A 23,400-nucleotide genomic window follows, 5' to 3' on the forward strand; every position below is an offset into this window, starting at 1 on the left:
AGGTAGGTTTTAGGTGGAGAGTTTTTATGTGATTTTGGGTGGCGGGCTTGTATTTTTGCTTGTGTATTGCCTCACAAGGCAAATGTTTGCAAGACAAATGTTTGATAACTCGCTAGATGAGCATATATATGAGAGTGCAAATACTTCAAAACCTATCCAAAAATCTAACAAAAAATACCACGCAAAATTTCGCACAAATTCTCTCATAGATTTTCTCACAAACTCTCGCATAAAATCCCAAAAGCACAAACACAAAAAATATAAAAAATTTTTCAAATCCCCTAGCAAAATCTCAAAAATCTTAATAACTTTTTTGTCTAAAAATCATCTCCGTTTTTTCTTGGCATTTTTCGCGGGGTGTTTGTTTATGGTGTTTGGCAAGTTGGATTTTTATCCCTATATTTTTTCTTACAAAGAGATTTTTGATTCTTATTTGTTTTATTTGCAAGATTTTGTGCCATATCGTTATGAGATTTTTGGCAGTGGTTTTGGCGAGTGGCAAAGTGGCTTTGGCAATGATTTGATTAGGATTCTAGCTTTTGTGTATGTTTGTGCGTTGTTTGGATTTATGTTTGTGCTTTGCGCTTTTGATTGTAAGTATTTAGCTGTGCTTGATTGGCACAATGTCGCGTTTTTGGCACTTTGTCTTTGCAAGGTGTTTTTTATGTCGCATAGTTTTTATGGCTTGTTTTATGACTTTATCCAAGTGCTACTTCACGCGCTGTGCGCTGCTGGGCTACTATCTCTTGCGCTACTACTTGGCAAAGTCCTTTTAAGGGGCAAAGAGATTTTGGGCGAGGGGGATATTATTTTTTGCGCTGGCTTTGGTGGGTTATTTGGATTTACATTTTTGATTGGTAGTATTTTTTGGGGCTGTGTGTTGGCTAGCGTTGCATTTATTTGTGCTAAGATTTCACTTGGACTAATCGCTAAAAACTACCCAAAACACACAAAATCCAAAAAATCAGCAAAATCAAAAAGCGATTTTTTAAGCACACTTGGCTTGCATAAGTTTTTGGATTCTAAAAAATCTTTGGAGTTTTTTAGTCGCATTCCGCTTATTCCTTTTGTCGTGCTAGGTGGCATAGCAAAAGGCATCTATCTAGCAGTATAAGGCACAAAAATGATGAAACGTTACCTTTTTTATGCTGTGGGGCAGATTTTTATGCCGTTTTTTTTGGTGCTATTTTTTGTGGCTTCTATTGTGCTACTTATCTCACTCTCTGCTGCTACGCAGGCGATAAAAATCAACATTTTTGATTTGTTACAGCTTTTTTCTTATGCGATTCCAAATGCGATTTTTTTTGTTATCCCTATTACTTTTTTTTGTGCGTGCGTGCTTGGGCTATCAAGACTTTCTTATGATTATGAATTGCTAGTGTTTTTCTCACTTGGGATTTCCCCGCGCAAGATTTTGCGCTCATTTGTGTGGATAAGTGGATTTGTAAGCGTAGTGCTGCTTGTGTTTTCGCTAGCACTTATCCCTATCACGCGCTCGGCATACACTAGCTTTGCCAATCAAAAAAAAGCCGAAGTCAACATAAACATAAAAGCGGGTGAATTTGGTCAAAGGCTTGGGGATTGGCTCGTGTATGCAGATGAAGCAAACAATAGACATTATAAAGGCTTGGTGTTATTTTCTAGTGCGATAGAAAATAACGAAATCTTTATCACAGCAAAAGAGGGGGAGCTTACCAACGAAGATGGCGTATTTAGCCTGTTACTTTCTAGTGGAAGTGCTTATTTTGCTAAGCCTGATGAGGTGCAAAAAGCAGATTTTGCCAAAATGAGACTAAACTCCAAAACAGAAGACATAAACCTTAGCTCTTATGATTTGATAGAGTATTGGAGCAGTGCTTTTGAGGGAAATAGCTCGCAAGCAAGGCGGTTTGCCCAAGCGGTGCTTGCTTCGCTTTTTCCTATCGCTAGTGTGTTTTTGGTCGTGCTTTTTGGCGTGGCAAATCCACGATTTCAAAGAAATCTTAGCTATGTGTATTTGCTTGTGAGTGTGGCGGGGGATTTTGTGGCTATGTATGTTTTGAGCCAAAATGCACCACTTATAGGGACTATCGCGCTACCTTTGGTTTGGCTTGTGGGCTCTTATGTGCTGTATCGGAGATTTATTTTTAGGCGATATTAGGCTAATGCAAACACTGCAAAATCTGCAAAAAACTTTCGCGCTAAAAATCGCGTATAACGGCGGTGCGTTTAGTGGATTTGCCCCACAAAAATCACTCAATATCATAAGCGTGAGTGAAAAAATAGGCGAAGCACTGCAAAGTATGGGTATAGATTCTAGTGTGCTAGGAGCTGGACGCACCGATAAGGGCGTGCATTCACTAGGAATGGTTGTGCGGTTTTACGCACCTAGCTTTTGGAAAGAATCTAAGCTAGCAAAAATCCTAGCCCCCAAAATCTATCCTCATATCAAAATCCGCTCTTTAAAAGAAGTGGATTCTAGCTTTTGCCCGATAAAAGACGCCAAAAAACGCGCGTATTTGTATCTTTTTTCCCCACATTTTCAAAGCCCATTTCTTGCGCCATTTGTTGCGCTAGAGCGGGTAGGGCAGGTAGATAAGCTACAAAAGTGCTTACACGCATTTGTGGGGACGCACAATTTTGCGCTATTTAGGAAATCAAACTCAAGTGCCAAAACAACCACACGCACGATTTATGCGACTAGGCTAAAGAGAATTTGCTTATCTAGATGGGGGGGCAATGAGTGCTTTGGAATCTATATTGAGGGAGACGGATTTTTGCGCACGCAGGTGCGACTAATGATAGGGGCTAGCCTAGCAGTATCAAGGGGGGAAGTGGAGTTTAGCGATTTCCTCTCCCAACTGCGCGGAGAAAAGCCTGCGTGGCGAGAGCCTGTGAGTGCAAATGGGCTATATTTTGCCAAAGTGTGGTATTAGGAGTTTATAGTTTTAGATTTTTGTTAAGTTGTTTTTGTTTTATTGATTATCTTGTCATATTGAGCGTAAGCGAAATATCTCAAAGAATCATACAATATTGCAAGACAGCAGATTTGTAAAATCTATTTGGAATCTTTTTTTTGAGATACTTCGGTTTGTGCCAAACCTAAGTATCTCAAGCAAAGTTTGCTTTAGACACTTCGGGCTACGCTCTTAAGTATGACAAATGTTTTTATAATATGATAAAAACAACTTGGTTTGTGGAAAATCTTTTTGAGCTTCCCTAAATTATAAAATTCTAGCATAGGGTGTTTGAGACTTCAAAAGCCCCCTTCCTTAGAGTAACCGTGTTTGGCTTTTTAAAAGCCCCCTCCCTTTGCGGAGGGGGTTTGGGGGTGGGTATCTTTTGCTTGAACAAAAACGCGGAAAAATTCGTCATTGCGAGAATTTGTGTTAGCATTTGCGTGGCAATCCACGCCCAATCGTCATTGCGAGAGAATCTGCAAGGATTCTCGTGGCAATTTATTCTTTTTCTCTATTTTTTTTTTTTTTCTTTAGATTACCACGCAAGTCTTGCGACTTGCTTGCAATGACGAAAAAGAACCCACCCCCTTAGTCCCCCTCGTTAAGGGAGGGGGAAATAGATTGCTTCGGGCTAAAGCCCTCGCAATGACGATTAGTGTGTTTCTATGAACACTAAGTGATTCTTTCAATGAATTTGGATTGCCACGATTTTGCTTTCGCAAAACAAACGAAGTGAAGTTTCTTTAGTAAAATCTCGCAATGACGAATCGTGGGATAGATTGCCACGCCGATTCACGCTACGCCGATTCGTGGATTGCTTTGGCATTTTCAACGCCTCGCAATGACAATGAGTGTATAGATTGCCACAATTCCACACTGTTGCAATCGCAATAAATCCACGATTCGCGCTTATAATTTTCTAAAAATCATATCTCAATGTCAGCCAATAGCTTCGGCTAGGTAGGATTCGTTGATAGCGGTTTGTATATGCGCCATTTGCCGTATTACCCGAAGCATACAAAGCCCAATCGATAAAATTCACATCTAGCAAGTTATTTATCGCAAAGGTTGCTGTGATTTTGTTATCAGCAAATTTTTGGCTTAGCCCCAAATCAAGTAGCATATAGTCTTTGTAGTATTTGCCGATAGCACCGCGCACGGTGTTTTGTCCACCTTGTGTATCGCTTGGATTGGGCGTGGGTGTCATCGTGCGGAAATTCCCACTATATCGTAGATACACCTCAAATCCTTTGTAGGCATATCGTGGCGTAAGTGTGAATTTATGCAGTGGCACTTGTGAGATTGGCTCACCTTTTAGATATGGCGTGTTTGAATCTGATAGCACTTTTGTGTAGGTAAAGGCATAATTTGCATCAAGTGAAAATCCATATATTGGCTTTAGCTTAAATCCTACTTCCGCACCCGCAGCGATAGAGCGGTCTAAATTGCGATAAAATGTGCAAGTAGTTGCGCCTTGCGCATCGCAAGTTTGTCCGCTGTTTGTTTCGCCTTGATTGACACCGATTCCTTGAATCTTGCTACGAAAATCGGTGAAATATCCCGTAGCGATAAACATTGCATAGTTTGTATCCACTATCGCGCTTAGTTCGTAGTTCCAGCTTTGCTCTGGCTTTAGATTTTTGTTTCCATACAAAGCATTACTGTTATTGTTAAGCGTGAATCCCTCATATAGATAGCTTAGCTGTGGGATAAGCACGCCACTTGTAACGCCACCTTTAAATGTCAGCCATTGCGTGGGATTGACATTGACATAAAAGCGCGGATTTGGCACGGCTAGAGAGTTAAACTTATCACTATAATTTAGGCGCAAACCCAAAGTAGTGCTTATGTATTCGTTGATGATATATTCGCCCTCGCCAAAAAGTGCCACTTGGTGGGCTGACATAGTGGAGCGATTCGCAGGGGTTGTGTTGTAGAATTTTAGTTGCTCCCATAGATAATACAATCCGCCATTAAAGATTATCACTCCTGCGTTGCCTAAGTCGAAGTTGTTGTTATACGCGCTTTGAAAGATGACATCGATATTGTTTTTGCCATTGCCATTGTTGCCCCAAAGGACTCTATCGCCTTTTGAGCCACCGATTGGGACATTTTCGTGGGGACCCCACATAGTGTGGGAGTATTGGACATAGCTATCGATTTTCCCCCACGAATAATCCGCCGTGTGGCTTAGCACTTCGTTGAATTTATAATAATCACGGATTGCGGTTACGGAATTGCGCGATGAGTTTAGCGAACCTGTCCGCGCAAAATACACTTCCGAATCGAAATACAAAGTATTGTGCTTATCGGGCGTGTAGTTTAGCCTACCGCCGAAATTCCAAGTGGTAAATCCTGTGGGCGACCAAGTGGCGAATTTGTTTGTGGAAGTGTCGCCTTGCAGATTGCTAGGCTTTAGAAAGCTATTTTGCTCTCCTACGCGGTAGTTTCCGCGTAAGTTAAAGCTAAGCAAATCCTTTTTCAATGGACTTGCAATGTAGAAATTCCCACCATAAGTGTTGCCAAATTGATTTGGATTTTCGCTAAAGCGGGACTCTAGCTGGATAGATGAGGTGAGTTTATCGGGGTTTTTCTTTGTGATGACATTGATACCCCCGCCCATAGCATCCGAGCCATAAATCGTGCTTGCAGGACCGCGAATCACTTCGATTCGCTCAATAGCACTAAGCGGGGGCATAAAAGACGAGTATGTCCCATTTGCAAAGCCAGAGCTATCAAAGCCCTGCGCGACATTTTGCCGTTTGCCATCAATCAAAATAAGCGTATAAGCAGAGCCAAAGCCACGCATAGAAATGGTGTTGCCTCCTGTTTTGTTTGCCTCGACATACACACCGGGCGTATCTTGCACTGCATCGCCCAAATCGCGTATAGGACGAGTCATAATCTCTTCTTTTGGGATAATGCTAATGGAGGCTGGAGCGTTTTTTATGTCTTGCTCATAGCCACTAGCACTTACTACTACTCTATCAAGCTGCTTTGCTTGGAGGTCGTCATATTTACTTTCGTTTTTTATCAGCTTGTTATAGCGTTTGGACTTTTTGTCATACTTATGTGGATTTTGGGTGGAATCTTGCGATGTGGTTTGAGGATTTTGCAGAGAATCTATGAGGGAATCTTGGGAGGAATTTTGTGTAGAATCTAGCTCGTTTTTGACTTCACTTTCTATTGCACTTTCTACTTGATTTTTTAGTTCATTTTGTGCTGCCCCCCCCCCCTGTAAGTTAATCTCATTTGGGTTGGCATTTAGTGTGCTAGATAGGCTTAGGAAAGCTATGGCTGATATAGCGATATTTCGTCTAAAAGTCCCTTGTGTAAGTGGCTTGCGTGAATAGCTTTGATTTTTAAGTCGATTACTTGATAAGTTTGCAGATAGTTTGCGTGGAGTTTGCATTTGGTGTCCTTTTGATTAGATATTTGCCCTAGTGGGCTAAAAAACGAACGCGATAATAATGCAAAAACTCTTAAAAAAATCTTAATTTTTTACAAAATGGTAATTATTTCTAAAAGTTATCAAAAAGAAAGGCATAATGAGAATGGATACTCTCAAAAATAAAGCATAAATGGGAATTTAAGGGGCTAGGCATTTTGGATTTTGCTATCGCGATGACAAAGGGAAATAATAAAAAGCAATGATAAAAATGATAAAAAATGATGATAAAAAAGTGTTTTATCAAAGAGGCTTTGCTGTGCTTGTTTGCATTTGTTTGTTTTTTGCCACACTTGGTTAGACTTTACTTGGGCTATGCTTGTTTGTAAATTTGCAATGAAGTAGTGGCTAGAAAGTGGAGGGAGTGCGATTTAGGCTATTTAAGGTGAGTAGACTCTAAGAAAAACAGGGAATCTTGGTAGCCCGTTTTTGGTAAGCCCGTAGTATTTGTAGGTAATAGTTGTGCCGATTGGCGGAGGGGCTGCTCTGTCTTTGTCGCTAAAGCCACTGCCGATTTTGAAGCGGATTTTGCGCGAATGTGTGGGGAATGTAAGCGGTGTGGATTGCGCTGAATCTGTGGAATCCTTAATTTTCTTGGGTTGTGCAGAATCTATGGAGGTGGACTGTGTGGAATCCGCATTTTTTGTATTTTTCGCGCTTTTTGTAGTGGCACTGCTAGTTAGTGGCAGGCTTTCGCAAGTAAGCGAGCCTAGCGCGTGAGAAAACTTACCCTTGCCTTGATTGTGGGCTACTACTACGCATTCGGTGTCGCTGTATGATTTTAGCTTCATCGCATTTGTCGTGCGAAATCTCTCATAAGGTGCATTATTTTTGCGGATAACAAGCCCCTCGCCACCGAGCTTTTCAACCTCTTTTAGCTTTTTTTGCAAGGCTTCTTGGCTAGGCACACTCTCTTGGGGGATAATATGCAAGATAGGATTTTTGCCATCTTTTTTGCTATCTAAATCCGCGCTATTTTTGTCCTCTGTGGTTTTTGCTTGATTTGTTTTGTTTGCACGATTTTCTAGCCAACTCTCTAGTAGGGCTAGTCGCTCTAAGAGTGTGTAGGATTTCGCGCTAGATTCTGTGCTTGAATCCGCACTAGATTTTGTATTTGATTTTTGATTTGCTTGGGGGACATCAAAGATGAAATACCCCACCTTGCTCCACTCCTCGCACTTGCATTTCTCACATTGGCTATCGCCTTTGCTTACCACGCTTAGCACTTCTTCAAACTTCCCTCTAGCGATGAAAAGCTCGCCATCAAGGGCGAAGTCTGGCAGATTTTCTACCCAGCATTTTGGTGGGCTAAAGGCTTTGCCACTTCTGCTTTTTAGGTTTACTCCGTCCCATAGTGCTCGCACGCCATCAAGCTTTTCACTTACCACATATCCTTGAAGTGAGCCATTTTCTAGTAGCTTTTTATCAAAGTTGCTAAGCGCAAAGACCTGCGAGGATTTGTCAAAATCCACGCTAAAATCCGCACTAGAATTTATGCCAAAGTTCTCACTAAAATCCTCGCTAGAGTAGCAAAAGCCAAAAAACACCAAAAATAGCGCAAATAGCGCAAAGAAGCTAATATTTTTTATACGCATAATGTCTGCCAAAACCTAAATTTATACCTTAAACTATTTTGCTTGTAAAATTTGCTTGCAAAATATTGCCTACAAAATCTTATGCCCGCTTTATCCGCACGATAAATAGCTTTTGGTTTGCATTTAGCGTGATAGTGCCTTGATGAGATTCTATGATTTGCTTTGAGAGGGCTAGCCCTAAGCCATTTCCCTTTAGCTTGGTGCTGACAAATGGCTCAAAAAGCGCGACTTCATCAAACACCTCATCAAAGGGCTTGCCATTATCTTGTATGCTAAAGATAAGTTCCTCGCCTTCTAGCTGTGCTTTTAGGGCGATTTTCCCTCTTTGTGCTTCCCCCTCCTCAATCGCATCAATGGCATTAAAAAGGAAATTTTGCAACGCGATAAATAGCAAATCTTTGTCAAAAAGCGCGACTTTATCGACAAAGTCAAACTCAAAATCTATATCCTTGCTAAAGCTATAATACGCAAGCGTGTCGCATAATTCATCACGCAAAGAAGAGATTTTGTTGGGCGAGCGATTTGCGCTTATGCCTTTGGAAAAAAGTAGCGTGGCTTTGATGATTCGCTCTACACGAAAAATGCTTTTTTGAAGTTCGCTAATGAGGGGTTTTTGCTCCTGTGTGGCACGCTTGGCAAGGGTAGAGATAAGCAGTGAAATAGAGCCTATGGGGTTGCGTATCTCGTGTGCTAGGTGGGCAGAGATTTGCCCCATAGAAGCAAGCCTATCTTGTCGCTTTTGGCTTGTGATGTCTGTGGCAGTGATTAGGGTGTTCCATTGTGTCTCATCGGTATCATTGGCTTTGACATAGTTTGTTTGGATAAGGTAGATTTTGTTTTGGTGGGTGATTTCTTCTTGGGTGGATTTTGGTGCGGATTTTTTGCTTTGTAAATCTTTGTGGTATTTTAGCGATTCTAGCTTGTCTAAAATCGCGCTTAAATCTTTGGCTAACTTGTTTTGATAAAAAAAACTTCCATTTGGATTATATACCCATATCGCTTCGGGGAGTGTCTCGATAAGTCGCTCATAGAGGGCTTTTGCGTCTTTGACTTCTTTTTCGTAGCTGTATGAAATGCGGATAAATTCCTCTAGCAATGCTTTGATATTTTGGGGATTGTCTTTTAGGAAATCATTTGGCAGATTTTCGCCTTGCAGAATGTCGTTTGGCAAAATTTCATTTGGCAAAATCTCGCTTGGTGGGTTTTGGTTTGAGATTTTTTTATCCGCTGGTGTTTTGGTGTTTTTTGGCATTTATAGACTTTGTTTGCAAGATTTGGCAAGATTTATTACTTTAGGCTTTGCCTTGCTCTTTTAGCCAATCATACAATGCTTTTGAATACCCAAAACTACCTGATAGCTGCTCAGATAATGATTCTTTATACATACTATGATAAATGTCTGTGCCGGGCTGCTTTGGGAAAAGTGGGTATTCTAGCTTTAGTGCGTTATCAAGCATAAATTTTAGCAAAATCGCTTCAAACGCATCGGTTTGCTCTTTTAGCGTGGCGTCCTCTTTGCTTTGAGTGTTTTGGCTCTTTTGGGTGGGATTGTCTTTTAGGGCGTTTGCTTGGTGGTGAAGCGTGGATTTTGCCTTGCCACTTAGGCTAGATTCTAGGCTTTGAATTTTTAGTGCTTGGTATTGGTTTAGGGCATTTGTGCTATCGATTTTCATTTGGACACTCCTTTGCTTTGTTAAATATTTTTTACTTGCATAATTTCTGTCTAAATAACCTCTATGGGGGTGGCGATTGCGCCACTTTGTCTCATAGCTTCTAGGATAGAAATCATATTTTTTGGGCTAGCTCCCATTTTTTGCAGTGCTTTGACTACGGTTGATATAGTTGTGGATTTTTCGCTCGCGCTTATCGTGCCAGCCCCCTCATCAAAACTACTTGTAGCATCTAGTTGCTCTAGATTTTCGCCCTCTAGAGGCTCGTTTGTGATTTTTAGCGTGATATTTCCGCTAGTAACGACAACAGGACGCACAGGAATATCTATGCCCGCTACGATTGTGCCAGATTTTTCATCAATGATGATTTTGTTTGCTTGGGAGTAGTCGATTTGCACTTCTTGGATAAGTGCGACAAATTCCACAGGCGTTATGTCTTGGGGCTTGCTTACCTTTATGGTGCGAGAATCAATCGCTAAAGCTGTTTGCTCGCCAAAGATTTTGTTTAGGGATTCTTGGATTTTCACGGCATTTTGGAAATTGCTAGATTTTAGGCTTAGCGTGATATTATCTTGGCTAAAGAGATTGTAAGGGACTTCGCGCTCTACGACTGCACCTTGCGCGACTTGTGCGCTTAGTAGGTTGCTTGAAGTTCCTGTGGTTACGCCTCCTTGTGCTACGGCGTAGATATTGCCATCTACCGCGCTAAGTGGTGTCATCACCAAAATCCCAGATTCTAGTGATTTGGCATCGCCTATGGAGGAGATTTTGACATCTAGTTTGTCGCCCTGCCTTGCAAATGGTGGCAAATCAGCCGTTACAAGCACGGCAGCGACATTTTTGGATTTGATAGATTCTGCATCGACTTTGACATTTACACTCTCAAGCATATTTGCGATAGATTGCATTGTGAAGCGTGAGCTTGTCTTATCCCCCGTGCCATTTAGCCCGATGACAAGTCCATAGCCGATTAGTTGGTTGTTGCGCACGCCTACGACATTGGCTATTTCGCCGATTTTTTCGGCTTTTGCGGGGGTAAGCACACCGATTGCTACGCTACCTAGTAGCACTGCTACGATTACTCTAGCTCCATAGCCACATATTATGTTTTTGAATGTTTTTTTTAGATTTGGGCTAGATTTTGGCTGCTTGGCACTAAAGCTAGCGGTGCTACTCCCCCAGCTAGCATAAAAATCCCAGCTTTTGAAAAAGTCCTTTGTTTGCTTTGCTCGCATATATTCTCCTTAATTGCGCGTGTAAAATGTGCTTTTGGCGATTTGGTATGGCTTTGATTGAAGCAAAAGAGATTCCATTTTTGTGATTTTTGGCATTTTCTTGGCAATTTGGCGGATAGAGATTTTGCGTTGTTTTTGCGTTATTTTGTGCGCTACGCTTGTGTGGTGTTTTGACATAGTTTGGGGTGGTGTGTCGTGCTACTTTTGTATAGCATTTTTGCGTTTTGTGATTTTATCTCATTTCTGTTGGCTTTTTGGGAATATAATATGCTTGCTTTAGTGAGATTTGCCCCAAAATCACCTAAAGAAATCACAACAACCAAAGGAGAGAAAAATGAAGAATACACTTCAAAAAGCGTTTGCACTAGGTGCTTTATCACTAGGGGTGGTGGCTATCACAAACGCAGCTGACCCAGCTACTATCATCAAGCAGAGATGTCAGTCCTGCCACGGACCAAAAATGGAGAAACAAGCACTTGGCAAAAGTAAAATCACAAACACACTCACACCAGAGCAAATCAAAACTTCACTTCTAGGCTACAAGGCAAAGACGCTAAATACATTTGGGCTAGGTGCGACTATGTGGGGACAAGCAGCCTCCCTTAGCGCAGAGGACATAGACGCACTATCTAAGTATATCCCAACACTTAAAGGCAAGTAAAATTGCTTTAAGCTGTATGCGGTGTATTAGGGGGGATTTGAGAGGGATAGAGAGGGCGGGGCGTTGTTTATGCTTGCCTTTCTCAAAAAACGCGTAGAATCCCTGATAAAGAAGCCAAAATCACTATATAAGGCTAGTTTTGGGCTAGATTTGTATGATTTATGTTTGGCAAATGCTTCACTAAATGGCTAAAAAAACGCTTACTAAGTAACTCTTTTTTGCTAAAACCCCACTTCTACATTGCAAACAATTACAAAGAAATGCTACAATTTGACTTTTATTTGACTTTTTTCTAAAGATTTTGTGCTTAGATTGCAAAATCTAGCAAAATCACAGGATTTTATTAAAACTTTTGAAAAATCTTTGCAAATTTTTAAGGCAACGCGTTTTACATTTTGCTTTCCGTGATTTAAGAGTAAGCAAAGATTAAAGAATCAAAAAGCAAAAACTTCGCAAAAATCACTTTACAAAAACTTTTTAAGGACTTAGATGAAAGCACAAAACACCCTTACTCGCAACACCAAAGAAACACAAATCAACGCAAAGCTAGATATTTATGGCAGTGGAAAATCCAAAATCCACACAAGCATAGGATTTTTTGACCATATGCTAGAGGCGTTTGCCAAGCACGCGCTTTTTGACTTGGAGCTAGAGTGCAAGGGCGATGTGGAGGTGGATTTTCATCATAGTGTGGAGGACTGCGGGATAGTCATCGGCAAACTTTTGGCACAAAGTATCTATCCTGTGCAAAATATCGAGCGATTTGGCAATGGCGCGGTGGCAATGGATGAGGCGTGCGTAGAGTGTGATTTAGACATTAGCAATCGAGCGTTTTTGGTGTTTGATACAAGTGCTTGTGAGTATCGTGGCAAGATTTTGGATTTTGACATTGAGCTAGTGGAGGAGTGGCTTCGCGCTGTGTGTTTTAATGCAAACATAACGGTGCATATCTCTATAAAGCGAGGCAAAAACTTGCACCATATCACAGAAGCGGTGTTTAAATCCTTTGCGCTTGCGCTTCGCAGGGCATTGGTAAAAAATCCACGCGTAGAGATTCCAAGCACAAAGGGTTGTTTGTAGTTATTAGTTAAGTTGTGAAATGTTTGTGAATCTAAGATTTTGCAAATCATTGCAAATAAAAGATTTTGCGCAAATCAAAATCTAGTTTGAGGACACTTAGCGATTCTAGTGATTTCGCGCTAAGAATTTCACACCAAAATCTAGCACAGCAATAATCCCACTAAAACAAAGGATATTTATGATTAAACTACTTCTTATCGATGTCGATGGCACACTCACAGATGGCAAAATCACGCTTATAGAAAATCCGCAGACAAACTCCATAATGGAATCAAAAAGTTTCAACATAAAAGACGGCTTAGGAATCGTGGCGTGGCTAAAGATGGGCAAAGAAGTCGCCCTCATTTCTGGGAGAGAGTCCCCTAGCACGCGTGCTAGAGCAGAGGAGCTAGGCATTACGCGGGTGTTTTTGGGCGTAGAGGACAAAGCAAGCACAGCACGCAAGATAATGTCTGGACTAGAGGTGCAAAAAAACGAAGTTGCCTGCATAGGCGATGATGTCAATGATTTGGCGATGTTTTCTCAAAGTGGCTTGCGCTTCGCACCTGCAGATGCAAATATGCAGATAAAAAAGCACGCTGATATAGTGCTGAACTCTCGTGGTGGCGAGGGTGCGGTAAGAGAGATGATAGATTTTATCATCTCGCGTGATGAAAAAGAGCAAGCAGAATTTTTAGCTTTATATCACAAAATCTAGCTTAAAGAATCTAGTATGAATCGGTTTTTGGCATATATTTATATCAAGTTTGCTAGAGAGCTACAACTACGCAAAAGAGAGGAAATCTACCTAGCAGGGCAATATGAGGAGGGCACTCTTAGCCCAAAAGAGATTGTGCGGTTTTTTACTCTAAAGGCTACTAATATTGTCGTTTCGTATTTTTCGCTCTCTTTTTTGGTGCATTGGTTTTTTTGGGTGTTGCTTGTGGCTATGCTTGTGTTTATCAAGATTTCAGCCAAAGATACGCAAGAGATTCTAAAAAAGCGTGAGCAAATGCCAATCATTGAGCTAGAGGACTACCAAATCTATGACGCGGATAAGGACTACATTAAGTCAAGTTTGCAAGGGCAAAGAGCATTGCGGTTTGCCGAATATGAGGTAGGGTATGAAACCATAGTGTCAAACAAAAGCGACAAAAAAGCGCAATCTATTTCCTACATATATGGCGAGGAAGTAAGGCGCGTGGATAATGAGTATGCGTTTAACAAAGGTGGAGTGTATGCAAAAGATAGTGGGGAGAGCTTTTGGAGTGAGAGAGGAATCTATGATATGAAAAATGGTGTTTTTCGTGGAGTGGGGAGATTTTGGGCGGTGTCTTTGAGTGGGGATTTGGACGGGGAAAATATCCTCTACAAACAAAAAGAAGGCACAATGAGTGCACAAAATGTCCAAGCAAAAATCTATCTAGACACAAACAATAAAAAAGCTAAAGAATGAGAGCTTTAGGCAAAAGCACAAGGCAAGAAAGGCAAAAAAAAAGGTAGGAAAGGCAAAAGGGTAAGGAAAATAAAAGAGATGAAAATATTTGGCAGTGTTTGTAGTGTTTTTGCGGGTTGTCGTGTTTGGCTACAACTTTACCTGCTTGTGGGGATTTTTGCGCTTTGTAGTGTTGCTTGGGGTGATGAGCTACTTATTGATGCTAAGCAGGTATTTGCCGATGAGAAGCGGGGTATAACAAGTGCGGAGGGAAGCGTGCATATCACAAAGGAGCGCGACACGCTAAATGCTGATAAAGTCAATGTATATATGAGCAAAGAGCGCAAACCATTCAAATTTGAAGCGATTGGCAATGTGGATTTTCATATTTTCACTGAAGATGGGCGAGAGCTAAAAGGAAAGAGCGATACGCTTATATATCTAATCGAGCAAAGCGAATATCAGCTTATCGGCAGGGCAGAAGCACGCGAGATTGGCAAGCCAAACTATCTAAAGGGTGAGAGAATCATATTTAATAATAAAGAGAATTTCGCAAATGTCCAAAGTGAGGGCGATGCCCCTGTGCGCGTGATAATTGATTTGAATGATATACAACAAAAGAAGTGAGATTTTGTGGTGGCGAGATTTTGGACTTTTTGCACTCTAAAGAAGTCTGATTCTAAAATCTTAAGCACAAAGAGTATATGTATGGGACAGAAGAGGATAGATTGATGATACGCACGCGCTTTAGCAAATTTCTAACCTCTGCAAGTAGCACAAAAAATGCCCCCCCACCTTTGCATAGCGAGGTAGCTTTTTTGGGTCGTAGCAATGTCGGCAAAAGCACACTAATCAATGAAATCCTAGAATCAAATCTCGCCAAAAGCTCTTCAACCCCCGGCAAAACAAAACTTATCAATTTTTTTACTACGCAGTGGGTTAGGGATTGCAATAGAGTGCAGGCAAAATCTAGCACAGAGCAAAAAGCAGATTTTATAAAATCAATCTCGAAATCTAGTGTGGATTTTGCAAAAACAGATGCAAAATCAGGCGTGGAATCACAGCCAAAATCTGCACTAGATTTTGGCTGTGAATCTAGCGTAAATTTTAGTGAAAAATCTAGCACAGATTCTAGCGTGGATTATCCTCAAGTGCTTGAGTTTTGCCTCATAGATTTGCCCGGGATTGGCTATGCCAAAGTATCCAAAACCGAGCTAAAGCAATGGCAACAAAATCTATGGCGATTTATAAATGAGCGAAAAAGTATCAAACTTTTTTTACATTTGATTGATTCTAGGCATACGGATTTGGCGATAGATTTTGCCCTAAAAAATAGTATCCTTTCACTACTAAATGCCGACCAGCAGTATTTGCAAGTTTTTACCAAAGCTGACAAACTAAGCAAGAATGATTTGGCGAAATTGCACCAAAAAAATAGCCAAAATAACGCTATAATTATGGCTTATAACGACAAAATACCAAAAAAATATGGTGGCAAAGAGGTTTTGAGAGAAGCCATATTTGATGGAGTTTTGGGGATTTGTGCTTCGTCTAAAAAAGGTGCGGACTTAAAAATCTCGCCAAAAATATCTCCACCAAAAATTTCTACACAAAAAATCTAGCAGAGAGCTAAAATCTAAAAAGCTAGAAACTAGAAATTTTGCCATATTTTGCTTGCCACATTTTAGTTTTGGCAAAGCAAAAGCTTTAGCCACAAATTTTAATAATCCAAGATTTTGCTAAAGATTTTTGTTAAAAGTTTGTCAAAAGTTTTGCAAGAAAGTCTTACAAGAATTTTGACAAACTTTTAACAAACGCTTGGCAAAAATCCTTATAAAAAAAACCACTAAAAAGAGTCGTAAAAATGCAGCTTCTATCCCAGCCAACTCCTGACAAAAGTTTCAAAAAAATCGCTCTAGCCACACTTACTTGCATAGCATTTTTTCTTTGGACTTTGCTTGGAAGTATATTTTTGTTTTTGCCTCCTATGATTGGGGTGCTTTTTATTCTTTTTATGGAGTTTTATTCCAAAAAAAACACCACCGCAGTGGTTACAATCGTGCTTTGCCTCATCATCTATGAGAGCGAAAAGCAACTTCCGCTTGGGACTTTGCCTATCGTGTTTGTGGTGGTAAATTACCTCATTGTCGAGCGATTTAATATCATTTTTGGACATAATGCACTTTTTGTTTTTTGGTATATTATCGCGGTTTATGGTGTGTATTTTTTGGCACTTTATATCATCAAAATGTTTGGCGCGGGGGTAAATTTTTCTCTAAGTGCGATTTTTATCTATTATTTCATCATAGAATCATCTCTTATGCTTATCTATGAGCAGATAAAATGGAAGCGCAAAAAATGGTAGCAAAAATCCAAAAATCAAAACTCCTAAAATATAGGCACAAAAACCCACACTCGCATATAATACACTCACGAATTTATATGCGCATATTTACTTAAAAAAGGCAAAGAATGAAAAATATCCCCCTACCTTTTAGAATCACATTTATCGTTTTTGGTTTAGTGTGGATTTTGCTTATTTTGAAGCTATCTATCATATCGATTGTGAGGTATGACCACTATGCTGAAGTGGCTAGGCGCAATATGTTTAAGCAAGAAGTGCTAGTGCCTGCACGAGGGCTTATACTTGATAGGCAGGGCGAGCCTTTGGCGGTAAATGATTTGTTTTTTGGGGTGTTTTTGAAGCCACTTTTGAGAGAAGATGAGCTACAAAGTGCAATCAAAAAAATTGCAGAAAATCTACAAGGTGTGGATATTGAGACTTTGGCAGAAACTTATAATAAGCAAAATTCTGCTTATAATCACGAGCCTATAAAAGTCATTGATTATGTGAGCTATGATGAAATGCAAGCCGTGTACGCCTTGCTAAATCAGCAAGAAAATATTTCTGTCAAGCCTATTTTTAAGAGATATTATCCAAATAGGGAGCTTGCTTCGCATATCATAGGCTATGTGGGCGCAGCAGATAAAAACGATGTCTTTGTAGACCCTATAAGCAAGCACACGGGAATCATCGGCAAGGAGGGCATAGAGCGACAATACAATACGGTTTTGCAAGGGCAGCTAGGCTCTCGCTCTAGCATTGTAAATGCCTTTAACCAAAAAGTATCCAAAGCCGAAGAGACGCTTCCACAAGTGCAAAATGACATTACGCTTACTATTGATGCGAGGCTACAAAGGGCTATTGATGAGGAATATGGGTTTGGCGAGAAAAACGGCTCTGCAATCGTAATGGATGTGCATAGTGGAGAGATTTTGGCTGCGGGGAGCTATCCTGAATATGATTTAAATGATTTCGTAGGTGGCATAAGCTCTATAAAGTGGAACGCGCTAAGAGATAATCCACACAAGCCACTTATCAATCGCTTTATAAACGGGCAGTATCCACCGGGCTCTGTCATCAAAATGGGCATCGCAATGTCGATTTTGGAATATGGAAATGTCGATGAAAATACCAAAATCGCTACACCATATTCTATAACGATTGGGAATCATCATTTTCGCGATTGGAAAGCTGGCGGGCACGGAAGTGCAGATACTTTCAAGGCGATAAGAGAATCTGTGGATGTGTATTTTTATAAACTATCTCAAGTCGTAGGCATAGAGCGAATGGGGCAAGTGCTTGCCCAAATGGGATTTGGACAAAAAAGTGGGCTAGATTTCCCGGGCGAATCTAGCGGGATTTTGCCAACTCCGTATTGGAAAGCGCAGCGACACGGCGCAGCGTGGTATGCTGGGGATACGGTGCAGACTTCTATCGGGCAGGGATATTTCCTTACTACACCTATGCAGATTGTGAGATATACCGCGCTTATCGCTTCTGGTAAGCTACCTACACCACATTTTATCAAGCAGCAAAACGCCAATCAACAAAGTGTGGCAAATATTACCTTTGAGTCAAAAGATGTGCTAAATGATTTTCAAAAAGGAAAACTATGGGTGCTACAAAAAGGAATGGTAGAAGCCTGCAATGTCCCCGGTGGCACGGGCTATATGCGCTTACTAGCAGCAAAAGCAAAGATAGGCTGCAAAACAGGCACTGCCCAAGTAACAGCTATCGCCCAAGATGTAAAGACGCGGATAAAAGAGAGTGAGCTAGATTATTTTAGACGCTCTCACGGCTGGATGACGGGATTTGTCCCTGCAGAAAATCCAAAATACGCAGTAACGATTCTAGTAGAGCACGGACAAAGTGGCGGGAATGCTGGTCCTATAATGGTTCGTATCGTAAATGAATTGCTAAAGCTAGGCTATATTAGTCGCTAGATTTTGGTGCAAAAATTTGGCATAAGATTTTGATATAAGTTTTTGCATATTTTATCCATTTATAAACTTTAAATATGTAGAATCTCTCTAGTAAATTTTTAAGTCAATTTAAGTCCTAAAGCTAGAGAAAGTTAGAGAAAAGTAAAAAGAAAGATAGCAAGGCAAAGTCATAAAATCAAATAGCCAAAATGCGCAACACACATTAGGCAAAACACATTTAGGAGAGTATAAATGAAAACAGCCACTTTAGTCGTTTCTACCGCGATTTACAAAGCTATTAGCACAGCCCAAAAAATCGCTACCAAAAACAAAATATCTTATGCTAGGTTTTGCGCTGGATTTTGTTTGGTATTGGGTGTTTTTTGCTTATTTGTAAGTTTGTTTTTTAGCCAAGCCTTAGCGCAAAGTTTGGCAGACAAAGCGACAAAAATTTCTACAAACGCTTATGCGAGCACTTCATCAAAATCCACGCAAAAACGCTTTTTGTGGGAGGATTTGCCCGATTTTTTAGCACAAGATTCTACGCAAAGTTCTACTAAAGATTTAGAGCATTTTGCACAAAGCCCCTCATCAAAGACTTACAAAAAATGTGCTGCTTGCCACGGAAATGACGGCAAAAAGTCCGCGCCCGGTGCGCGTGGGGATATAACTATCGCAGGGCTTCCACGATACAAAATCATTGGCGACTTGCAAGCCTACAAACGCCAAGTAGGCAACAAAGGCGGGACAAAAGCCATTATGCAGGAACAAGCAAAAAGTCTAAGTCAAAATGACATACAAGCCTTAGCAGAATATATTTCAAAACTACCTAAATAATTGATTTTGCCAATAAATCCTGCTAATTAAGCCAAAAGAGCAAAAATGGCACAGATTCGCCTAGATTCTAAGGCTTTTTGTCATAATATAAACGCAATAGCACAAGCTCTAAAAAACAACATAAATTTTATCCCAAACTCTACAAAGCAACTTCCTAAATCTACTCCCAAATCCACTGCAGAATCTACACTAGAATCCCTAGCAAAATCATCACACAAATCTACCCCCGAACCTACTGCAAAATCTATCTTGCCACAAATCGCCCTTGTGATGAAAGACAATGCCTATGGGCACGGACTGCTACAAATCGCACAGCTTGCAAAAGAGAATGACATAGATTGTGTGTTTGTCAAAAACTATGATGAAGCGTTGGCTTTGCAAGGGATTTTTTCACATATTACCATTCTTTATGGCGAAGCCCCGCTTGATTGTCCTAGCAATATTTATCGCTCTATTGCTTCGCTAGAGTCTTTAAAAAAGCTAGAGAAAGATTTACAAGATTTTCCTAAAAAGAAAAATTTGCCACTAGGGATTGAGCTAAAATGCAACATAGGAATGAATCGCAATGGAATCCAAAAAAGCGATTTAGATAAAGCATTTGAGATTTTGGCACGACTTATAAGGGAGGGGGAAATCAGGCTTATTGGAATTTTTGCGCATAATGGTTATGGTGACAATGGAGGAGAAGAAGCACTAGATTTTGCAAAATCTCAAGCAAATTTTTATGAGATAAAAAGGCAAGTGATGGATTTTTGTAATACTTTGCAAATCCCTTTGCCTAGATTCCACTCTCTTAGCACCACAGGGGCTTTGCGAAACAAAACACAAAAATCTAGCCTAGAAAAATGCGAGTTAGAATTGTGCGATACAATCGTGCGGATTGGTATTGGTGCGTATGGCTACCATACCGCTGAAATTCCGCTTGAGATTCATCTAAAACCCGTGCTAAGTCTTTGGGCGTCCAAAATCGCTACGCAAAATCTGCACAAAGGCGATAAAATCGGCTATGGTGGGGTAAGTGTGGTAGGCAAAGATAGTGCGTTTAGCACCTATGATGTGGGCTATGGAGATGGGCTGTTTCGGCTTGGCAAAGATATGCCAAAACTGCATTGCGCTAGTGGGGAGGAGATATTGCCTGTGATGAGTATGGATTGCTTTAGCTGTGAGAGTGAGAGGGATGAAATCTGCGTGTTTAGCGATGTGGGCGAGTTTGCGCGAGTGTTTGGGACGATACCTTATGTGATTTTGACTCATTTATCGCCATTTATCCCGCGCGTGATTACGCGCTAAAAAAATGCCAAAAATCTTTAGCTATCCAAACTTAAGTGCGGATTTTCACTTCGCCCACTCGCCTAGAGATTTTGTAGTGAGTGAAATCCCACTTTATGAGTTTAGCGGAAGTGGAGAGCACCAAATCTTGCAAATTCGCAAAAAAGGCTTAAGCACATTTGAGCTAGTCAAAATTTTGAGCTCGTATATCGCTTGCCCGGCCAAAAGCATAGGCTATGCAGGGCTAAAAGACAAAAACGCCACCACCACCCAATACCTCTCAATCCCAAAAATCTACTTCAAGCAAAAAGATATACAATCTTGCTTTGAGGCAATATCTAAGCAATATGACATAAAACTACTTTCTACAACACTGCACAACAATAAAATAAAAATAGGACACCTAAAGGGCAATCGCTTTTTTATCCGTCTAAAAAAGGTAACGCCTATAAATGCCAAAAAGATAGAATCTAGCCTAAAAATAATGCAAAATTTTGGTTTTGCAAATTTTTTTGGATTTCAGAGATTTGGGCTTGGTGGGGATAATTACAAACTTGGATTTGATTTGGCAAATGTGGATTTGACAAGGGGGAGTTTGGCAAGAGAGAGTTTTGAAAATGGGGATTTGAAAGGGGAGGATTTGAATGATTTTGCGCTTAAGTCTTGCAAACCAAAAATCCAAACAAAAATACCAAAAAATAAAAAAATGCGGGATTTTTTGCGCTCAAGTTTGCAAAGCTATCTTTTCAATGAATGGCTTTGTGTGCGATTACTTCTAGGGCGATTTGGGGAGTTTGGGTTTGGCGAATTTATAGAGGCTATCAGGGAAGTAAAAGAGCGAAAACATATATGGCAAAAATCTAAAGAGCAAGAATCAAAAGAGCAATCTAGTGAGTTAGATTTTTTGGACACGCTACAAAACAAGGCTTTTGCAAATCTTTTTAGTTTATCTAGGCAAAATCTGCGTGAAATCTATGAAAATCTACAAAATCAAAAAATGCCTTTTGGGCTACTAAATGGAGATATTTGCTGCCACTATCCGTATGGTAGATTTTTTGTGCTAGAGGGGGTGGATTCTAAGCAGATAGATAGATTTCAAGCAGGGGAGTTTGCCCCCACAGGTGCGCTAAATGGAGAAAATCTAAAGCAAGCCACAGGCATAGCTTCCTTGCTAGAATCGCCGTTTTTGGAGGTGGATTGTCGTAGTGGTGGGAGCAGGCGATATGCGTGGGTGTGGGCTAGCGAGTGTGAGTCTAGCTACAAGGAGAGCAAAGCACAAATGGAGCTACACTTTAGCTTGCCAAGTGGGGCGTATGCCACCACAATGCTTGAGCAAATCGCAGGCAAAGAGCTATAAGCGACATATTTTTGTAATAATTTGCGTGATATTTTCTTGCGTTAAATCGACTTTACAATGCTAAAAGGTCTTGCTAAAAAGCGATAAAATTTTTATCAAAACTTTTGTCAAAATGCTTAAAAAATCCCTCACAAATCTAGCACAAATTTAAAATCTATGACTTCCAAAATCGCCTAATGTGCGACAATATATAAAAAATCTACAAAATCTACACAAAAAATAAAAAGAAAATACACTCTTTTTGTCTCTTTTTTGTCGTAAATGTCAATTTTTGGTGCATTCTTGCTTGCTTAGGTTCTCAAGTTAATCATCTTTTTAATAAAAAAATGGTAAAATTTTTTTTAATCTTTGGTAAGTCAGTTTACATAAAGAAAAATTAAAAATAAGGAGAAACGATGCTAGAGATTAGATGGCATTCTCGTGCGGGGCAGGGTGCGGTAACGGGTGCAAAAGGGCTAGCAGATGTCTTTGCTAGCACGGGCAAAGAAGTCCAAGCCTTTGCGCTGTATGGCTCTGCTAAGCGCGGTGCGGCGATGAGTGCGTATGATAGAATCGATGATACGCCTATCCTCAATCACGAGAAGTATATGGAACCAGATTATGTGCTTGTGATTGACCCCGGGATTGTCTTTATCACCGATATTTGCGCCAATGACAAGCCTGACACCAAGTATATCATCACCACGCACTTAAGCAAAGATGAACTCGTGGCAAAAAAGCCCGAGCTAGCGGGCAAAGAGCTCTATGTGCTTGATTGCATAAAAATCGCGCTCAACACTATCGGCAAGCCTATCCCAAATACACCGATGCTAGGGGCGTTTATCAAAATCTCTCAAAGTCTAGAGTTGGAGTATTTCAAAAAGGCTTTTACAAAAGTACTTGGCAAAAAGCTCCCGCAAAATATCATCGATGCAAATATGCAGGCTATTGAGCGTGCGTATAACGAAGTGAGGTAGGCAAGCGCAAAAAACACGGCACTTTTTAAGGGCTTTAAGAAAGCGTGAGAAAGCGCGAAAAAGTGTAAAAGTGTGAGGAAGGCGCGAGAAAGTATAAAAAAAAGCCTTAAGGAAGCACAAAGGAAGCGCAAAAAAGAATAAACAAAAGCGCAAGGAAGTGTAAGAAAAGTTTAAGAGAAATCCAAAACGCGGATTTTAGCCAAAAAAAATGCTTTAGCACTCTAGATTCTAGAATGCAAAGCCAAAAATCAACAACAAAGGAGGCGACAATGAAAGATTGGAGCGAACTTGAAATCGGCTCGGTGCTTTTCCCATTTGCAGAGGATGGCAGAGAAGCCCTAAGGGAGCACAACAACGAGCGAAGCTACACCAAAGAAAGCTCTTATGGCACGAGCGTGGCGCATTGGCGCGTGGATAAGCCCGTGCATAATGTGGATATTTGCATAAACTGCTTTAACTGCTGGGTGTATTGCCCCGATGCTGCCATACTTGTGCGCGAGGAAAAAATGCGTGGCGTGGATTATCAGCACTGCAAAGGCTGTGGCGTGTGCGTGAGCGTGTGCCCCACAAACCCAAAATCCCTGCTAATGTTTGATAACAACGAAAGCAACGAAGTCGCGCTAGGAAACTGGCCCCAAAAAGAGCCCAAAAAGCCCGCTAGCGAGTAAATCTA

At 40.7% G+C, this 23,400-nt stretch carries 23 protein-coding genes; 17 read left to right on the forward strand and 6 right to left on the reverse strand.

What is annotated here, in order from left to right:
• Positions 1-13: 13 nt before the first annotated feature.
• The 3 genes from CQA40_RS07590 to truA are packed head-to-tail and all read left to right on the forward strand — an operon-like array spanning position 14 to position 2,915.
• Positions 14-1,114: a prepilin peptidase gene (locus CQA40_RS07590; protein ID WP_115520283.1), complete on the forward strand. Its 1,101-nt coding sequence runs from the start codon at positions 14-16 to the stop codon at positions 1,112-1,114.
• 9 nt (positions 1,115-1,123) lie between these two features.
• Positions 1,124-2,140, forward strand: a complete 1,017-nt coding sequence (locus CQA40_RS07595; protein ID WP_115520284.1) for an LptF/LptG family permease — start codon at positions 1,124-1,126, stop codon at positions 2,138-2,140.
• A gap of 4 nt (positions 2,141-2,144) precedes the next feature.
• A complete protein-coding gene (gene truA / locus CQA40_RS07600) occupies positions 2,145-2,915 on the forward strand; it encodes a tRNA pseudouridine(38-40) synthase TruA (protein ID WP_181882882.1) in 771 nt (256 codons plus the stop codon).
• A gap of 709 nt (positions 2,916-3,624) precedes the next feature.
• On the opposite strand, the gene CQA40_RS11205 is transcribed toward truA, so the two are convergent.
• The 6 genes from CQA40_RS11205 to CQA40_RS07630 all read right to left on the reverse strand — a co-directional run bounded on the left by CQA40_RS11205 (position 3,625) and on the right by CQA40_RS07630 (position 10,887).
• Entirely contained in the window at positions 3,625-3,765 is a 141-nt protein-coding gene (locus CQA40_RS11205; RefSeq protein ID WP_181882883.1) for a hypothetical protein, read from the reverse strand.
• 93 nt (positions 3,766-3,858) lie between these two features.
• Positions 3,859-6,351, reverse strand: coding sequence for a TonB-dependent receptor domain-containing protein (locus CQA40_RS07610; RefSeq protein WP_115520287.1), 2,493 nt, complete (start codon positions 6,349-6,351; stop codon positions 3,859-3,861).
• A gap of 416 nt (positions 6,352-6,767) precedes the next feature.
• Positions 6,768-7,982, reverse strand: coding sequence for a hypothetical protein (locus CQA40_RS11210; protein ID WP_181882884.1), 1,215 nt, complete (start codon positions 7,980-7,982; stop codon positions 6,768-6,770).
• A 79-nt stretch (positions 7,983-8,061) separates the two neighbouring features.
• Complete coding sequence (locus CQA40_RS07620; protein ID WP_115520288.1) at positions 8,062-9,234, reverse strand: PAS domain-containing sensor histidine kinase; 1,173 nt, start codon at positions 9,232-9,234, stop codon at positions 8,062-8,064.
• Positions 9,235-9,274: 40 nt separating this feature from the next.
• A complete protein-coding gene (locus CQA40_RS07625) occupies positions 9,275-9,655 on the reverse strand; it encodes a hypothetical protein (RefSeq protein WP_115520289.1) in 381 nt (126 codons plus the stop codon).
• Positions 9,656-9,705: 50 nt separating this feature from the next.
• Positions 9,706-10,887, reverse strand: a complete 1,182-nt coding sequence (locus CQA40_RS07630) for a flagellar basal body P-ring protein FlgI (RefSeq protein WP_023928016.1) — start codon at positions 10,885-10,887, stop codon at positions 9,706-9,708.
• A 334-nt stretch (positions 10,888-11,221) separates the two neighbouring features.
• Here CQA40_RS07630 and CQA40_RS07635 point away from each other — a divergent pair, with 334 nt between their 5' ends.
• From CQA40_RS07635 to CQA40_RS07695, 14 genes are all read left to right on the forward strand, one after another.
• A complete protein-coding gene (locus CQA40_RS07635; RefSeq protein ID WP_115520290.1) occupies positions 11,222-11,548 on the forward strand; it encodes a cytochrome c in 327 nt (108 codons plus the stop codon).
• A 69-nt stretch (positions 11,549-11,617) separates the two neighbouring features.
• A complete protein-coding gene (locus tag CQA40_RS11660) occupies positions 11,618-11,740 on the forward strand; it encodes a hypothetical protein (RefSeq protein WP_258864500.1) in 123 nt (40 codons plus the stop codon).
• A gap of 297 nt (positions 11,741-12,037) precedes the next feature.
• A complete protein-coding gene (gene hisB, locus CQA40_RS07640) occupies positions 12,038-12,628 on the forward strand; it encodes an imidazoleglycerol-phosphate dehydratase HisB (protein ID WP_115520291.1) in 591 nt (196 codons plus the stop codon).
• Between the two features lie 178 nt (positions 12,629-12,806).
• Complete coding sequence (locus CQA40_RS07645) at positions 12,807-13,325, forward strand: HAD family hydrolase (protein WP_023928013.1); 519 nt, start codon at positions 12,807-12,809, stop codon at positions 13,323-13,325.
• Positions 13,326-13,340: 15 nt separating this feature from the next.
• Positions 13,341-14,063 carry a hypothetical protein gene (locus CQA40_RS07650; RefSeq protein WP_115520292.1) on the forward strand — a complete coding sequence of 241 codons (723 nt, stop codon included), beginning with the start codon at positions 13,341-13,343 and terminating at the stop codon, positions 14,061-14,063.
• A 78-nt stretch (positions 14,064-14,141) separates the two neighbouring features.
• Positions 14,142-14,669: a lipopolysaccharide transport periplasmic protein LptA gene (gene lptA, locus CQA40_RS07655; RefSeq protein ID WP_115520293.1), complete on the forward strand. Its 528-nt coding sequence runs from the start codon at positions 14,142-14,144 to the stop codon at positions 14,667-14,669.
• A gap of 104 nt (positions 14,670-14,773) precedes the next feature.
• A complete protein-coding gene (locus tag CQA40_RS07660; protein WP_220271904.1) occupies positions 14,774-15,664 on the forward strand; it encodes a GTP-binding protein in 891 nt (296 codons plus the stop codon).
• 242 nt (positions 15,665-15,906) lie between these two features.
• Positions 15,907-16,407, forward strand: coding sequence for a hypothetical protein (locus CQA40_RS07665; protein ID WP_115520295.1), 501 nt, complete (start codon positions 15,907-15,909; stop codon positions 16,405-16,407).
• Between the two features lie 107 nt (positions 16,408-16,514).
• Positions 16,515-18,329 (forward strand): penicillin-binding protein 2, encoded by a 1,815-nt coding sequence (mrdA, locus tag CQA40_RS07670; protein ID WP_115520296.1) that lies wholly within the window; start codon positions 16,515-16,517, stop codon positions 18,327-18,329.
• A gap of 231 nt (positions 18,330-18,560) precedes the next feature.
• On the forward strand, positions 18,561-19,145 hold the full coding sequence (locus tag CQA40_RS07675; protein ID WP_115520297.1) for a c-type cytochrome: 585 nt from the start codon (positions 18,561-18,563) through the stop codon (positions 19,143-19,145).
• Between the two features lie 45 nt (positions 19,146-19,190).
• Complete coding sequence (locus CQA40_RS07680; protein ID WP_115520298.1) at positions 19,191-20,435, forward strand: alanine racemase; 1,245 nt, start codon at positions 19,191-19,193, stop codon at positions 20,433-20,435.
• 4 nt (positions 20,436-20,439) lie between these two features.
• Complete coding sequence (gene truD / locus CQA40_RS07685; protein WP_115520299.1) at positions 20,440-21,771, forward strand: tRNA pseudouridine(13) synthase TruD; 1,332 nt, start codon at positions 20,440-20,442, stop codon at positions 21,769-21,771.
• Between the two features lie 395 nt (positions 21,772-22,166).
• Entirely contained in the window at positions 22,167-22,727 is a 561-nt protein-coding gene (locus tag CQA40_RS07690; RefSeq protein ID WP_023928003.1) for a pyruvate flavodoxin oxidoreductase subunit gamma, read from the forward strand.
• Between the two features lie 269 nt (positions 22,728-22,996).
• Positions 22,997-23,395, forward strand: a complete 399-nt coding sequence (locus tag CQA40_RS07695) for a 4Fe-4S dicluster-binding protein (protein WP_023928002.1) — start codon at positions 22,997-22,999, stop codon at positions 23,393-23,395.
• Positions 23,396-23,400: the final 5 nt, after the last annotated feature.

It is taken from the genome of Helicobacter sp. MIT 01-3238, from assembly GCF_003364135.1.
In the GTDB taxonomy this organism is placed as follows: Bacteria; Campylobacterota; Campylobacteria; order Campylobacterales; family Helicobacteraceae; genus Helicobacter_B.

Coding starts and splice junctions, on each gene's coding strand:
- CQA40_RS07645 (WP_023928013.1), top strand. CDS start 12,807: ATGATTAAACTACTTCTTATCGATGTCGATGGCACACTCACAGATGGC.
- CQA40_RS07610 (WP_115520287.1), bottom strand. CDS start 6,351: ATGCAAACTCCACGCAAACTATCTGCAAACTTATCAAGTAATCGACTT.
- CQA40_RS07675 (WP_115520297.1), top strand. CDS start 18,561: ATGAAAACAGCCACTTTAGTCGTTTCTACCGCGATTTACAAAGCTATT.
- CQA40_RS11205 (WP_181882883.1), bottom strand. CDS start 3,765: ATGCCAAAGCAATCCACGAATCGGCGTAGCGTGAATCGGCGTGGCAAT.
- lptA (WP_115520293.1), top strand. CDS start 14,142: ATGAAAATATTTGGCAGTGTTTGTAGTGTTTTTGCGGGTTGTCGTGTT.
- CQA40_RS11660 (WP_258864500.1), top strand. CDS start 11,618: ATGCTTGCCTTTCTCAAAAAACGCGTAGAATCCCTGATAAAGAAGCCA.
- CQA40_RS11210 (WP_181882884.1), bottom strand. CDS start 7,982: ATGCGTATAAAAAATATTAGCTTCTTTGCGCTATTTGCGCTATTTTTG.
- CQA40_RS07695 (WP_023928002.1), top strand. CDS start 22,997: ATGAAAGATTGGAGCGAACTTGAAATCGGCTCGGTGCTTTTCCCATTT.
- truA (WP_181882882.1), top strand. CDS start 2,145: ATGCAAACACTGCAAAATCTGCAAAAAACTTTCGCGCTAAAAATCGCG.
- mrdA (WP_115520296.1), top strand. CDS start 16,515: ATGAAAAATATCCCCCTACCTTTTAGAATCACATTTATCGTTTTTGGT.
- CQA40_RS07620 (WP_115520288.1), bottom strand. CDS start 9,234: ATGCCAAAAAACACCAAAACACCAGCGGATAAAAAAATCTCAAACCAA.
- CQA40_RS07660 (WP_220271904.1), top strand. CDS start 14,774: ATGATACGCACGCGCTTTAGCAAATTTCTAACCTCTGCAAGTAGCACA.
- CQA40_RS07665 (WP_115520295.1), top strand. CDS start 15,907: ATGCAGCTTCTATCCCAGCCAACTCCTGACAAAAGTTTCAAAAAAATC.
- CQA40_RS07680 (WP_115520298.1), top strand. CDS start 19,191: ATGGCACAGATTCGCCTAGATTCTAAGGCTTTTTGTCATAATATAAAC.
- truD (WP_115520299.1), top strand. CDS start 20,440: ATGCCAAAAATCTTTAGCTATCCAAACTTAAGTGCGGATTTTCACTTC.
- CQA40_RS07625 (WP_115520289.1), bottom strand. CDS start 9,655: ATGAAAATCGATAGCACAAATGCCCTAAACCAATACCAAGCACTAAAA.
- CQA40_RS07635 (WP_115520290.1), top strand. CDS start 11,222: ATGAAGAATACACTTCAAAAAGCGTTTGCACTAGGTGCTTTATCACTA.
- CQA40_RS07630 (WP_023928016.1), bottom strand. CDS start 10,887: ATGCGAGCAAAGCAAACAAAGGACTTTTTCAAAAGCTGGGATTTTTAT.
- CQA40_RS07595 (WP_115520284.1), top strand. CDS start 1,124: ATGATGAAACGTTACCTTTTTTATGCTGTGGGGCAGATTTTTATGCCG.
- hisB (WP_115520291.1), top strand. CDS start 12,038: ATGAAAGCACAAAACACCCTTACTCGCAACACCAAAGAAACACAAATC.
- CQA40_RS07650 (WP_115520292.1), top strand. CDS start 13,341: ATGAATCGGTTTTTGGCATATATTTATATCAAGTTTGCTAGAGAGCTA.
- CQA40_RS07690 (WP_023928003.1), top strand. CDS start 22,167: ATGCTAGAGATTAGATGGCATTCTCGTGCGGGGCAGGGTGCGGTAACG.